At 58.6% G+C, this 14,172-nt stretch carries 11 protein-coding genes; 6 read left to right on the forward strand and 5 right to left on the reverse strand.

What is annotated here, in order from left to right; genetic code table 11:
- The first annotated feature begins 5 nt into the window (after positions 1-5).
- The 3 genes from V0R60_RS05335 (at position 6) to V0R60_RS05345 (ending at position 3,494) form a co-directional block, all read left to right on the forward strand.
- Entirely contained in the window at positions 6-1,625 is a 1,620-nt protein-coding gene (locus tag V0R60_RS05335; protein WP_330079066.1) for an NADP-dependent glyceraldehyde-3-phosphate dehydrogenase, read from the forward strand.
- Positions 1,626-1,732: 107 nt separating this feature from the next.
- On the forward strand, positions 1,733-2,197 hold the full coding sequence (locus V0R60_RS05340) for a VOC family protein (RefSeq protein ID WP_136475908.1): 465 nt from the start codon (positions 1,733-1,735) through the stop codon (positions 2,195-2,197).
- A gap of 103 nt (positions 2,198-2,300) precedes the next feature.
- Positions 2,301-3,494 carry a hypothetical protein gene (locus V0R60_RS05345; RefSeq protein WP_330079065.1) on the forward strand — a complete coding sequence of 398 codons (1,194 nt, stop codon included), beginning with the start codon at positions 2,301-2,303 and terminating at the stop codon, positions 3,492-3,494.
- Between the two features lie 92 nt (positions 3,495-3,586).
- Here V0R60_RS05345 and V0R60_RS05350 read toward each other — a convergent pair whose 3' ends face one another.
- A complete protein-coding gene (locus V0R60_RS05350) occupies positions 3,587-4,501 on the reverse strand; it encodes a site-specific integrase (RefSeq protein WP_330079064.1) in 915 nt (304 codons plus the stop codon).
- Between the two features lie 78 nt (positions 4,502-4,579).
- Between V0R60_RS05350 and V0R60_RS05355 the strand changes: the two genes are divergently transcribed.
- Both V0R60_RS05355 and V0R60_RS05360 read left to right on the forward strand, forming a co-directional pair.
- A complete protein-coding gene (locus V0R60_RS05355) occupies positions 4,580-4,822 on the forward strand; it encodes a hypothetical protein (protein ID WP_168198460.1) in 243 nt (80 codons plus the stop codon).
- Positions 4,783-5,430, forward strand: coding sequence for a DUF1345 domain-containing protein (locus V0R60_RS05360; RefSeq protein WP_330079063.1), 648 nt, complete (start codon positions 4,783-4,785; stop codon positions 5,428-5,430). The genes V0R60_RS05355 and V0R60_RS05360 overlap by 40 nt, the downstream gene beginning before the upstream one ends.
- Here the strand turns inward: V0R60_RS05360 and V0R60_RS05365 are convergent.
- A complete protein-coding gene (locus V0R60_RS05365; RefSeq protein ID WP_330079062.1) occupies positions 5,356-6,612 on the reverse strand; it encodes a pyridoxal phosphate-dependent aminotransferase in 1,257 nt (418 codons plus the stop codon). The two genes, V0R60_RS05360 and V0R60_RS05365, sit on opposite strands and share 75 nt — an antisense overlap.
- 320 nt (positions 6,613-6,932) lie before the next feature.
- Here V0R60_RS05365 and V0R60_RS05370 point away from each other — a divergent pair, with 320 nt between their 5' ends.
- Positions 6,933-7,193, forward strand: a complete 261-nt coding sequence (locus V0R60_RS05370; protein ID WP_136475903.1) for a DUF1652 domain-containing protein — start codon at positions 6,933-6,935, stop codon at positions 7,191-7,193.
- 2 nt (positions 7,194-7,195) lie between these two features.
- Here V0R60_RS05370 and V0R60_RS05375 read toward each other — a convergent pair whose 3' ends face one another.
- From V0R60_RS05375 to V0R60_RS05385, 3 genes are all read right to left on the reverse strand, one after another.
- On the reverse strand, positions 7,196-9,280 hold the full coding sequence (locus tag V0R60_RS05375) for a putative bifunctional diguanylate cyclase/phosphodiesterase (protein ID WP_136475902.1): 2,085 nt from the start codon (positions 9,278-9,280) through the stop codon (positions 7,196-7,198).
- A gap of 292 nt (positions 9,281-9,572) precedes the next feature.
- Positions 9,573-11,054, reverse strand: coding sequence for an efflux transporter outer membrane subunit (locus V0R60_RS05380; protein WP_330079061.1), 1,482 nt, complete (start codon positions 11,052-11,054; stop codon positions 9,573-9,575).
- Positions 11,051-14,158 carry an efflux RND transporter permease subunit gene (locus V0R60_RS05385; RefSeq protein ID WP_330079060.1) on the reverse strand — a complete coding sequence of 1,036 codons (3,108 nt, stop codon included), beginning with the start codon at positions 14,156-14,158 and terminating at the stop codon, positions 11,051-11,053. The genes V0R60_RS05380 and V0R60_RS05385 overlap by 4 nt, the downstream gene beginning before the upstream one ends.
- Between the last annotated feature and the right edge of the window lie 14 nt (positions 14,159-14,172).

Here is a 14,172-nt window from a genome sequence, read left to right on the forward strand (position 1 = left end):
CGCCCATGGACCGTCTGCTCGATTCGCTGTTTCCCGCCGCCAATGAGATCCCCGAAGCTTATCGCCTGGGTGAGCCGCTGGTACAACGCGAGTACCTGGTCGATGGTCAGTTGCAACGCTGGGACGGTCCCTTGGCGACGGTACGAAGCCCAGTGTGGCTCAAGCAAGACGATCAAGAGCAGCAAGTGATCCTCGGCAGCGCGCCGCTGCTGGATGCCGACACCGCCCTCACCGCCCTGGACGCCGCTGTTCGCGCCTACGATAAGGGCCGCGGAACTTGGCCTACCTTGCGTGTGGCCGAGCGAATCCAGCACGTCGAGACCTTCCTGGGCAAGATGCGCGCGCAACGCGAGGCGGTGGTCAAACTGCTGATGTGGGAAATCGGCAAGAACCTCAAGGACTCGGAGAAAGAGTTCGACCGTACCTGCGACTACATCGTCGATACCATCAACGCACTCAAGGAACTGGATCGCCGCTCCAGCCGCTTTGAGCTGGAACAGGACACCCTTGGTCAGATCCGTCGTGCGCCACTGGGCGTGGCACTGTGCATGGGTCCCTATAACTATCCACTGAATGAAACCTTCACCACGCTGATTCCGGCTCTGATCATGGGCAACACCGTGGTGTTCAAGCCGGCAAAGTTTGGCGTGCTGTTGATTCGCCCGCTGCTCGAAGCCTTCCGCGACAGTTTCCCGGCTGGGGTGATCAACGTCATCTACGGCCGCGGCCGTGAAACCGTCAGCGCCCTGATGGCCAGCGGCAAGATCGATATATTTGCCTTCATTGGTACCAACAAGGCCGCCAGTGACCTGAAAAAGCTTCACCCTCGCCCGCACCGTCTGCGGGCAGCCCTGGGTCTGGACGCCAAGAACCCAGGCATTGTGCTGCCTGAAGTTGACCTGGACAACGCGGTGAACGAAGCCGTTACCGGCGCGCTGTCGTTCAATGGCCAGCGTTGCACGGCGCTGAAAATTCTGTTCGTACACGAGAACGTAGTGAAGAGCTTCCTCGAGAAGTTCCAGTACAAGCTGGCCGCACTCAGGCCAGGCATGCCGTGGGAGCCAGGCGTGAGCCTGACGCCGCTGCCGGAAGCGGGCAAAATCGACTACCTCAATGGCTTGGTGGCCGATGCGGTGGAAAAAGGTGCGAACGTCATCAATCAGGGGGGCGGTGCCAGCCGCGGTTCATTCTTTTATCCCGCCTTGCTGTACCCGGTCAGTGCGCAGATGCGGGTGTACCAGGAGGAGCAGTTCGGCCCTGTAGTGCCGGTTGTGCCTTACCGGGATATGCAGACCGTGATCGACTACGTGCTCGATTCGGACTTTGGTCAGCAACTGAGCATTTTTGGTACCAACCCGCATGAAGTCGGGCGCCTGGTAGACACTTTCGCCAACCAGGTCGGACGCATCAACCTCAATGCCCAATGTCAGCGCGGTCCCGATACCTACCCGTTCAACGGACGCAAGAATTCTGCCGAAGGGACGCTTTCGGTACATGATGCCCTGCGGGTGTTTTCGATCCGGACCCTGGTTGCGACCAAATTCCAGGAAAGTAACAAGCAGTTGATCAGCGACATTATCCGCAACCGTGATTCGAGCTTTCTGACCACCGATTACATTTTCTGATAGCCGTCCGTCCAGCGCAGCAGGTTTCGATTTGCCGAATGCACGAAACTGTACAAATATACAGTTTCGCGCATCCATCCTGTGGCGCGCTAAGGAGGATCTACACAATGGCCGTCAAACCAATCCCCGAAGGACAACACAGCATCACCCCTTACCTGGGCATCAAGGATGCCGGCAAGGCCATCGAGTTCTACAAGGCTGCATTCGGTGCGGTCGAAATGTTTCGCCTGGAAGGCCCGGATGGCCGCATCGGTCATGCGGAACTCAAGATCGGCGATTCATCGCTGATGCTGGCCGACCCTTGCGACATGGAAGGTGGCTTGACCAGCAGTCAATCGCTCAATGGCGCAGCGATTGGCCTGCACCTGTACGTCGAGGATGTCGATGCCCGTTTTGCTCAAGCCATCAACGTCGGTGCCACACAAGTCAGAGCCGTGGAAAACCAGTTTTACGGTGACCGCAGCGGCACCTTGAAAGACCCGTTTGGCAATCTCTGGTTCGTATCCTCCCACGTCGAGGATGTCTCGGTGGAGGAGATCCGTGCCCGCGCCGCCAAGCTGTTCGGGGCATAGTCAGTCGTTGCAAGTGAGCAACATCAAGCTGCAAGCAAAAGCGCGCCGCGCTTTTACTTGCAGCTTATAGCTTGTAACTTGTCGCCGCTGACCAAGGAATGTTATGCGAATCATCGAAAAAAGCGCTGCGCTGGTGCGCACTCTTACCCCTGGCGAAGATGAACTGCTGAGCGATTTCGCTGAGGGCAACCTGAGCGGTCCGCGCCTGCTTCAGGCCAACCAATTGCTGCTCAAGATTCGCGCTGCAGGCCACTGGCTGGCATGTGACTGCCAGGCGCGTTCAATGCCGATTCTCAACGTCAACCTCAACGGCAATACCGGCACATTGTTTCTCAAGAACAACCCCGGCACTGCCGAACATGCCCTCGACTGTGCATTCATCAAGGATGAGCGTGACGCTAGCCGCGAGCAGGACCCTGACGTGTTTCCGGCGACCTGGTTGCTGCCTGATACAGCGCTGCGCCTGATCGGCGATTTTCGCCGTGCGACCTCCGGCGGTACGGGCGAAAGTAGCGAGAGCAACGGCAAACGCGAGCAGCATCGATTGCTGTCATTGCTACTGACGCTGATCGAGGCTGGTGGCTTGAATGTCTACGCCACCCACCTGAAAAAGGACCTCACCGGACAATTCGCCGAATTGCGCAGCGTTGCCAGCCGCTACCCGCTGATCGAGCGCGTACCGGCCAGTAACTACCTGGAAACGCGCCTGGACATGAAACACATGATGATGCTCAAGGCGCGCCTGCGAGACTCCAAGGTCTTCGGCAACCATCGTCGCTATGGGCTGATCCTCGACTGCGTCAGCCAGATAAAAGCGCGCAAGGTCTACAACGAACGCAGCGAAGACGGCTTCGATTTTCAAGGGCATCACTTGTTATGGGGTGGGAGCAAAACGCCCGGGCCGCTACTGGCCCTGGCTATTTATTCCCCTGCCAGCGCGGGCAGCCACTTCTACGAATTGATTCACATCGCCAGCGTGCCTGTGCTTTCGCGCGCACACCTGTTCCCGGTGTATCGCGATGAAGAGCGTGAACCGTTGAAGATGATCATCTCGCTGATCGATTGGATGGCCAGCAAGAACGTGCGAGTGATCATGCGCCGTCCGGTGATTGGTGGCCAAGGGATGGACGCATTGGTACTGAGCTCCGACCAGGACCGCGTACTATCGATATCGTTGACCGACCGCCCTTCAGGCCCGGAGCCTGAAGGAGAAACCTTCAAACGCTACGCCGACTTCAAAAGCCTCGACACCTTCCGCAAATACGTAGCCGGTTTCTTCATGCGCGGCCGCGAGTAAAAGAACCAAGCCAGCCTGCTTTTGATCTGCATTAAACGTGTGGATCGCAATGCTCTGTAGTGACACTGGAGGGTCCGAGCGGGTGGGACCGCTCAGTAATCGTACCGATCGACCGCTCGGCGCCGCTCGTTGTCGTCACGCATGTCGTAGTTGGCGGTGGTCTGGATGTTGGTGTGATGCGCGAGCTTCTGCGCAATCGACAGGTCATGTTCTTCGATGACCCGAGTGATGAAGGAGCGTCGAAAATCGTGCGGCATGATCTTCACCCCGACCTGGGTGCCACGCTGACGGGCAATGTAGTAGATCGCATGCTTGGTGATACGCTCGCGGGTGATGTGACTGCCCCGGCGGATGCGATTGAACAGGAAGTCATCGTCAGCCTGGCCTTCAGGTAGATGATCACGACGAAAGGCCAGCCAGGCATTGAGTTTCTCGAACGCCCAGGCTGGTGCATATTTGATCAGCTGTTTGTTGCCCTTGCCCAGCACCTGCAGGCTGCGTTCGTTGAAATCTACCTGATTCAAATCCAGGTTCACTGACTCGGACTTGCGCATGCCGGTGCCATAAAGCAAAGCGATTACCGCCGCATCGCGCAGCCCTTGCGGTCGTGGGTCTGCCGCACAGGCATCCATCAATTCTCGAATCAGGCTGCGCTTGAGGTTGCGCCCGCTGGGCAGACGCACGCCTTGCGCCGGCTTGACAGTACGAATGCGCAACAGCTGGTCCTGACTGATCAGTCCCAGGCGCCAGGCTTCGTTCATCACCCCACGCACCGCATTGACATACAACGATGAGGTATTGGGGGCGTAGCCATCGGCACGCAAAGCTGCTACCAGTGCCATGACATGCCCCGGTTCGAGCTGGTACCAAGGCACATCGCTGATGTCGCAATCCTCAAAGCCCAGACGATCAGCGGCATCCTGAAGAATGTACTTCATGGTCAATTGACTGGAAGGCGCCAGGCGAGCGAGGTATTGCAGCAACGGATTTTGCAGTGAATCGGACAAACCAGAAATCCTGTAGAGCTAAGTTGCGGTCAGAATGATCGCACCCTGTCATTGTGAGGCGTGCCAGCGCAGTGGCAGATGACCCAGATCATCACCAGGCCATTGATTGGTAAGCGAATTATGCTCACCAAAGTCGCTGATAGTACCTCATCACTGCAGCCGGAATCGATTGAGGGCAATATCATGGCCATGTTGTCCAGACAGAATGGCAGCGCTAATCACCTGACCGGCAGCGGCTTTTACCGCTACAGTAGCCCAAGTCCCTTCAAGCCCGAGGTAGCATGGCTTTCCATCGACTCACCCGCAGCCACCCCCGCCTGAGTATTGCAGCCCTTGTCGGCGTCCTGTGCGGCGGGCTGGTGCCGGCCAACGGCTGGGTCGAGCACGTGTTGATCGGCTGGAATGCCGGCGTCTGGCTCTACCTGGTGCTGATCCTGTGCCTGACCCTGGGAGCCAGTACCGAGAAAGTACGCAAAGTCGCCGGCATCGAGGACGAAAACGCGGGCCTGGTGCTGTTCACCGTAAGCATCGCTGCCATCGCAAGCCTGGCAGCGGTGATCCTGCAACTGGCCGTCGGAGCCAAACTTGCCGATGGCCCTACCGCCCTGCAACTGGCTTTCACTGGCTTTACCGTCGCAGGGTCATGGCTGCTGGTCGGTGCCATCTTCAGCCTGCACTACGCCCACTTGTTCTACACCGCCCACGAACACACGCCACTGCTGCGCTTTACCGACGGTGAGCGTAGCCCCGACTATTGGGACTTCCACTATTTCTCCTTCACCTTAAGTGTGGCAGTACAAACCTCGGATGTCGGCGTGGCCGGCCGCGAAATGCGTCGGGTGGTGCTGGCTCATTCACTGGTGGCGTTTGTCTTCAACACCGCCATTCTGGGTTTCACCATCAACATGGCAGCGGCGCTGATCAACTGAAGGTTGCGCTTCGAGCAGCTGGGCCGCGCACTGCGCGATACGATGGCAGGCCAGCGCCAGGCGCTCACTGTCCAGTACCAGGCCAATACGCACGTGCCCTGCCGCACTCGGCCCGAAGGCATCCCCGGCAAGCACGGCAACGCCATGTTCTTGCAGCAGATGCTCGGCAAATACCTGCGCGCACACGCCAGTTGCACGAATATCGATCATCACGAACATGCCGCCGTCAGGCTTGTGCACCTGAATACCAGGACAATTGGCAAGACATGCACAAACCCGGTCACGACGCTCGCGGTAGGTATCGCGCATTTGAGCGATTTGCGGCAACTCTTGCTCCAGGGCCACTTGCGCGGCGTCGAGGATAAAGTCCGGCAGGCCGTAGAGCATGCACAATGCAAGGTTGCTCAAATGTTCACAGAGCATCCGCGGGCCGATGGCCCAGCCCACCCGCCAGCCGGTCATGGCGTGGGATTTGGACAGGCTGTTGATGGTTACGCAGCGCTCTGCCATGCCTGGCAGGCTGGCCGGGCTGAAGTGCTCGCCTTCATACAACAGTTCGCTGTAGACCTCATCGCTGATCAACCATAGATCGTGCTCTCGACACAGGCGCGACAGATGCGCCCAGGTGCTTGGCGGCAAACTGGCGCCTGAAGGGTTATGCGGACTGTTCAATAACAAGGCACGGGTGCGCGGTGTCACCCGCACGGCTATATCGGCCGGATCGACACGAAATCCTTGTTCAGGCCGCACCGGCACCGGCACGATCTTGGCAGCGCAAGCCCCGAACACCGCCTCGTAGGTAACATACATGGGTTCGGCGACGATCACCTCGTCACCCGCATCGAACAGGCACTGCGCAACCCCGTACAGCGCACATTGAGCACCGGCGAGCACGACAACGTCCAGCGGATCGACCAATTGGCCACTGTGGCGCATCTGCCAGCGGGCAATGGCTTGGCGCAACCCAAGGCTGCCGCGCACATCGGAGTAATGAGTATTGCCTGCGCGCAAACTGTCTACGGCGGCCTGAACGATCGGCAGTGGGGTGTCGAAATCCGGATCGCCGATCGACAGCAGGAAAATTTCTCGTCCCTGCGCCTCCAGCTCGACCGCGCGATAGTGAATATTCCAGGCTGCAGCACCGTCACCAGCAATGCGATGGGTGAGCGTTGAATAACGCATGACAGTCTCCTTGACTCAACCTAGGGGTGCCATTGGTCTGAAAACCCCAGGCAAGCATCCCAGCCGACTGTCGGTAAAAATAGCAGAACAGTAATGCCCGCAATGGTGAAAGATTCAAGGCAAACGTTTGCCGCGAAGGCCGCTGTTCAGAAGGATTTTGAGGGTGGCTCAGACGTGCTTCATAAAAGCCACAAAACGGTCATGGCGATGGGCAGACACTGGCGTCAGCAGTGCTATGTTTAGGTTCTTGCCAGGTCGCCAGGACCTGAAACGCACGTCGATCCGCTCACCCTGTTGTTCACCCCTACACGGAGGCCGGAATGAACAAACTGACGTTTCCAAACGCCTGTCAGGTGATGCGCTGGTATTTTCATCCACTGGGCTTCGAAGCCAGTATGGATGCACCGCGCAGCATGGTCGCCCGCCTGTTTGACCGGGCTACGGGCGAAACCTTGCTGGCCATTGCCGGTATTCCCTGCGCCACACTGATGGCGGCCGCCGATGTCGAGCGCATCATCGAGGCGGTCGAAGCCGAGATGGACGCCTTCGAACCTTCTTGCAACCTGCGGGCTACTGGCTGATCTCAGTGGCTAGCCAATGCATGGCCAGCACGTTCGATGTCGGCAATGAAACGCTCGGGAGGAAGCGGCTGGCCAAGCAGGTAACCCTGTAACGAATCGCAGCCAAGGCGGGTAAGGAAGTTCTGTTGGCGATCGGTTTCTACGCCTTCGGCGACAATCCTCAACCCCAGGGCTTGTCCCAACGCCACGATTGCCGAGACGATCGCGGCGTCATCGCTATCTTGTTCCAGATCACGGACAAAGCCGCGATCAATCTTCAACTCATTGGCGGGCAAGCGCTTGAGGTACATCAAGCTCGAGTAGCCGGTACCAAAGTCATCGATGGATAAATCCACACCCATGTCCGCAAGCTTCTGCAACACCGCCATGCTTGCATCGGCATCGTGCATGGCAGTGGTTTCGGTGATTTCCAGGGTCAGGCTGTTGGCTGGCAATTGGTGACGTGCGAGCACGTTGGCGACACTGTCGACCAAGCCGGTATGACAGAACTGGATCGCCGAGAGGTTCACGGCGATGCGCCAGTCTACGTAGCCCTGGTCAATCCACTCGCGCATCTGGCGACAGGCTTCATCAAGCACCCATTCACCGATCGGAATGATCAGGCCAGTCTTCTCTGCCAGCGCGATAAAGCGATCAGGCAGCATCAGGCCCTGCTCCGGGTGTTCCCAGCGCAGCAGCGCCTCGGCTCCAATCGGTTGACAAGCCTGGGCATCGAACTTGGGCTGATAGAACAGGCGGAACTGCTTGTGTTCCAGGGCCAAGCGCAAATCCTGGAGCAGTTGCAGTTGCAGACGTGCATTGCTGTTCATCGATACGTCAAAGAAGCTGTAGCCATTTTTGCCCGCGCTTTTGGCGTGATACATCGCCGCATCGGCGTTGCGCAGCAACTCATGCTGATCGACGCCGTTGCCGGGGTAGAGAACGATGCCGATACTCGCGGAAATCTGCAGATTCTGCTCGGCAACACGGAAGCTACGGGAGATCAGGTTGACCTGCTTGGAGGCAACACCCATGGCGTCGTCAGGCTCCTGCAGATCCACGAGCAAGACGAATTCGTCGCCGCCGATGCGTGCCAAGGTATCCTGGCTGTGCAAATGGCCGCGTAGGCGCAAGGCAACTTCCTTGAGTAGCAAGTCACCTGTGTGGTGGCCAAAGGCGTCGTTGACCGGCTTGAAACCATCCAGGTCAATGAACATCAGGGCAAAGCACCCTCCTTGCTCGCTGACCTTGCTGATTGCCAGCTCGATGCGGTCGGCCAGCAAGGTGCGATTGGGCAAGCCGGTCAGGGTATCGTGCAGAGCGAGCTGGGTCAGCTCCTGGTTGGCCCGAGTCAAGGAGCGCGCCAGTTCCGCGGTTCGCGCCTCAAGGCGAGCATCGAGCACAGAGGTCAGCAAAGCCACAGCCAGCACTGCCAGGGTGGTGATCAGCACCAGGTAATCCAGACCATTGCCACTGAGGCCGGCGCCCAATGCGCCACAGAAACTGCCATCGGCAAAGTTTGCCGCAGCCATGCCGGTGTAATGCATGCCGACGATGGCCAACCCCATGACCACTGCAGCAGCGCCACGGAACTGGCGGACGTACAAGGTTTGATGACGCAGCCGAAAGGCAATCCACAACGCCGCCGCCGAAGCCCCTACCGCGATCAACAAGGACAGCGCGAACAGTGCCGGGTCGTAGTCGATGCCAGGCTGCATCAGCAGCGCGGCCATGCCGGTGTAATGCATGCTGCTGATACCGGCGCCCATTATCAGGGCTCCCAGGCCGAGCTGCGACCACGGTAAGGTCGGTTGGCTGACCAGCCACAGGGCAAAGCCCGAAGACAGTCCGGCGATCAACAGCGAGAGCAAGGTCAGGGTCAGATCGTAGCCCAGTGCAACCGGCAGGCTGAAGGCGAGCATGCCGATAAAATGCATGGACCAGATACCGAAGCCCATCGCAAACGCACCGCCCCCGATCCACAAGTACACCGCTCGCCCCTTGGCAGTGGCAATGCGTCCGGTCAAATCGAGTGCTGTATAGGAGGCAAGAATGGCAACGCAAAGCGAAATCAACACCAGCGAAGAAGAGTAACTACCGATCAGCATTTGGCCTTTCACAACCCTTGGGAACAGGCACTGAATGGCCCGGAAAAATCCGATGATTGTACTCAACCTTTAGCGAAACGCACGGAGTTTTCGCTGGCATTTTGCAATGACCTGAGTCGTGTCGATTTCGCAGCCTTTCGTTATATTTACATGTTAAAAATCAATAGGTTATTCTGCTTAATTAAACTCATTTTAGACACGATCGGGCAAAATGCAACGAAAGGCGTGCACTTAACTACATACTTGAACAAATTCATATAATTCAATGATTTTATTGAAAATAATGTCATGATCACTCAGCAAGCGCGGTCTGAGCATCCCAGCCACCCCCGAGCGCCGCGATGAGCTGTACACTGGCTACCAGCCGGCCCTGCAACAGCGTCAGCACACTACGTTCGTTGCTCAGCGCCGTGGTCTGCACATTGACCACGTCCAGGTAGGCAATCAGCCCGGCCTTGTATTGATTGCTCGTCAGTCGCAGCGACTCGCGCGCGGCATCGAGGGCCTCGCCGCGCACGATCGCTTCGTCTTCATAGACATCGAGCTGTACCAGGTAATTTTCCACTTCCTTGAAGCCATCGAGCACAGACTGACGATACTGGGCCACGGTCTGGTCGTAGACCGCTTCGGTACGGTCGACCTCGGCAGAACGCTGACCGCCATCGAACAGTGTCATCGCCAACTGTGGGCCCACCGACCAGAAACGGTTAGGCAGGCTAATCCAGTCGCTAAAGCTACTGCTGCTGTAGCCACCGCTCATGCTCAGGGTCAGATCGGGGAAATACGCAGCCCTGGCGACGCCGATACTGGCATTGGCGGACATCACCTTGCGCTCCGCCGACGCGATGTCCGGACGACGCTCAAGCAATTGCGAGGGCAATGCCACCGGCACCTGCGGTAGCGCCGGAATATCCTTGCTGTCTGCCAGGGCAAAGTCTGCGGGCGCCTTGCCCAACAATACGGCGATGGCATTTTCCAGCTGGGCACGCTGCCAGACCAGATCGATCAGGTCGGCCTGAGTACTTTTGAGCTGGGTTTGTGCCTGGGCCACTGCATCCTTGCCCGACACACCGGCGCGGTATTGATTCTCGGTCATGGTCAGCGAGCGCTGATAGGCCTGGACGGTAGCCTCAAGCAGGCGCTTCTGTTCATCCATCACCCGCAGTTGCAGGTAGTTCTGCACCAGCTCCGACTGTAGGCTCAGACGAATCGCGGCCATGTCTGCCAGACTTGCCTGGGCACTGGCTTGGTTAGCGGCCAGGCCGTCACGCAATTTGCCCCACAAGTCCGCTTCCCAACTGACGCCCAAAGTGGTGCTGTAGGTGTCGCGGATGCCACTGCTGTTATTGCTCAAGCTGGAACTGGAGCTGCCCGTACCCTGACTTGAGCGGGTCTTGCCGGCCTTCAGATCGAGGCTTGGAAACAACGCGCCGCGCGAGCTGCGCACCAGTGCCTGAGCCTGGCGGTACTGGGCTTCGTACTGGGCCACAGTCTGGTTGGCGGCATTGAGCTGCTCGACCAGGCCGTTGAGCTGGGCGTCGCCATACAGCTCCCACCAGGCGCCGCGCGCGAGCGCATCAGAAGGATTGGCCTGGGTCCAGCCCTTTGCATGCTTGAACGCCATCGGTGCAGCGGCTTCGGGGCGGTGATAGTCCGGGCTCAGGGTGCAGGCGCTAAGCATCGCCAGGCACAAGCCAGAGGCCAGCAGACGCGAGCCACGGGCACCGAGAAGCAACTGCAGGGGACGGTTGGAGAGAAGCGGACGTCGAGTCATAGCGGAGTTTCCAAAGCAGCATCGGTGCGCACGCCACGCCAGTGGTTGAATCGATGGCGCAAGCGGTCCAGATAGAGGTAAACCACCGGGGTGGTGTAAAGCGTAAGCACCTGGCTGAAGACCAGGCCGCCAATAATGGTCAGTCCCAACGGCTGGCGCATTTCCGAACCTTCGGCATGACTGAGCAACAGCGGCAAGGCGCCGAGGATCGCGGCCACGGTGGTCATCAGGATGGGCCGCAGGCGCAGCAGGCAAGCGCGGCGAATGGACTGCTCCGGGCTCAAGTGTTCATGGCGCTCCAGTTGCAAGGCCAGGTCGATCATCATGATGGCGTTCTTCTTCACCACGCCAATCAACAGGAACAGGCCCAGCAGCGAGATCAGACTGAACTCGCTGCCCACCACATACAGGGTAAGCAAGGCCCCTACCCCGGCCGACGGCAAGGTGGACAAAATCGTCAGCGGGTGGATGTAGCTTTCATAGAGAATCCCCAGCACCAGATACACCGCCAGCAACGCACCGAGAATCATGAAAGGCTGCCCTTTCTGACTTTCGGCAAAGGCATCACCGGTACCCCCAACCTTGGCAATCACATCTTCGGGCAAACCAACCTTGGCCACAGCTCTCTCGACAGCAGCCATAGCCTGATCCTGGCTGTAGCCTTCGGCGATGTCGAAGTTGATGCTGTCGGCGGCAAACTGGCCTTCGTGGCTGACACGATCGTCGGCCAAGCTGTTCTCGTAATGGGCGAAGGTTGCCAGTGGCACCCGGGCGCCGTCAGCCGTGATCACCTGTACTTGCTCCAGGCTGCGGGGATCCTGGGCGTACTTGGGGTTGATCTCCATCACCACCTGGTACTGGTTAAGGCTGTCATAGATGGTCGAGATCTGCCGCTGGCTGTAGGCGTTGTTGAGCACCGAGGTAACCATGTTCATGTCGATGCCCAGACGTTTGGCCTGTTCACGGTCGACGATCAGGGTTATCTGTTGAGTGCCTCCGCCTTCTCGTGCGTCGATGGCGGTCAGCTCTGGCAAAGCCTTGAAGGCCGCCACTACTTTCGGATACCACTCACGCAAGGCTGACAGCTCGCTGCTCTGCAGGGTATAGAGAAACTGCGAGGAACTCTGATCGCGGCCACCGCCGAACTGCAGGTCCTGGTCGGCCATGAGGAACAAGCGCCCGCCCGGCACTTTCGGCATTTCCTTGCGCATCCGCTCGATGATTTTCTGCGCCGACACCTTGCGTTCGCTGATCGGCTTGAGGCGCACCAGGACCATGGCATTGTTGGTGCCGCTGTTGCCGCCAATAAAGCCGGCAACGCTCTCCACAGCAGGATCCTTGAGCAATGCCTGGCGGTAGATTTCCATTTTCGGCTGCATAACCTGGAACGACAGACCATCATCGCCGCGAACAAAGCCCATCAATTGGCCAGTATCCTGTTGCGGCAGGAAGGTCTTCGGTACCACCACGTACAAGGCGATGTTCACCGCAATGGTGACCAACAGGCTGAGCAGCGTCAGGCGGCGATGACGCAGCACCCAGTCAAGACTGCGCCCGTAACTTGCCATCATGCGTTGATGAACCTGCTCGCTCCAGCGCTGCAGGCGCGTTTGCCCCTCGTGCGCCTGGGGCTTGAGCCAGCGAGCGCAGAGCATCGGCGTCAGGGTCAGGGAAACCACCAGCGACACAATGATCGCCACGGCCAGAGTGATGGAGAACTCCCGGAACAATGAGCCGACAATGCCGCCCATGAACAAAATCGACACGAACACCACCACCAACGACAGGTTCATCGACAGCAGGGTGAAACCGACTTCCTTGGACCCCAGATAGGCAGCGCGCATGGGCGGGACGCCGTCATCGATGTGCCGGGAGATGTTTTCCAGCACCACAATGGCATCGTCCACCACAAGGCCGGTGGCAAGAATCAAGGCCATCAGCGACATATTGTTCAGCGAAAATCCGAACAGATACATCGCCGCAAACGTGCCGACCAGCGACACCGGCACGGCCAAGGTCGGAATCAACGAGGCGCGCAGGTTACCCAGGAACAGAAACACCACCAGAATCACCAACACTACCGCAATGATCAGGGTGTGCTCGGCTTCACTCAGGGTTGCCTTGATGACCGGTGAACGGTCCATTGCCACATCCAGCTTCACACTGGCAGGCATCAGCGACTCCAGTACCGGCAGTTGCTCCTTGATCTTGTTCACGGTTTCGATGATGTTGGCGCCAGTCTGGCGGTTGATCACCAGTAGCACGGCATCCTGATCATTGAAGAAACCACTGTTGTAGCGGTTCTCCACTGCATCGGTAACCTTGGCTACATGTCCAAGGCGCAGCACCGCACCGTCCTGGTAACGAATCACCAGCGGCTCGTAGTCCTTGGCTTTCTCCAACTGGTCGTTGGCTTGCACCTGCCAACTGCGCTGGCCATCTTCGATAAAGCCCTTGGGCCGACGCTGGTTGGCGTTGGCGATCGTCTCGCGCACCTCATCCAGGGCAACGCCGTACTGATTGAGCAAGTGTGGCTCAAGCTCCACCCGTACTGCTGGCAACGAACTACCACCAATCTGCACCTCCCCTACCCCCGGAACCTGGGACAGGCTCTGGGACAGGATGGTCGAGGCCAGGTCATAGAGCTGGCCCTTCTGCAGCACGTTGGAGGTCAGCGCGAGCACCATAATTGGCGCCTGGGAAGGGTTGTACTTCTTGTAGGTCGGCATGCTGCGCATACCGCTGGGCAACAGATTGCGTGACGCGTTGATGGCCGCCTGCACTTCCCGGGCAGCCGCATCGATATCGCGCCCCTGGTCAAAACCCAGAATCACCCGGGTCGCACCCTGACTGGAATTGCTGGTCAGCGTGGTAACCCCGGAGATAGCACCCATGGAGCGCTCCAACGGCGTAGCCACCGTGGCAGCCATGACCTCGGGGCTGGCACCAGGCAGATTGGCCTGCACCACAATCACTGGAAACTCGATCTGCGGCAGTGGCGCCACCGGCAAGAGGCCGAAACTGACACCACCGAGCAACATGATCGCCAGGCTCAGCAACATGGTCGCCACCGGGCGGCGAATAAAGGGGGCCGACAGGTTCATGGGCGGCTGCTCCA

Origin of the sequence: Pseudomonas auratipiscis, from assembly GCF_036324085.1 — a bacterium.
Classification (GTDB): Bacteria; Pseudomonadota; Gammaproteobacteria; order Pseudomonadales; family Pseudomonadaceae; genus Aquipseudomonas; species Aquipseudomonas auratipiscis.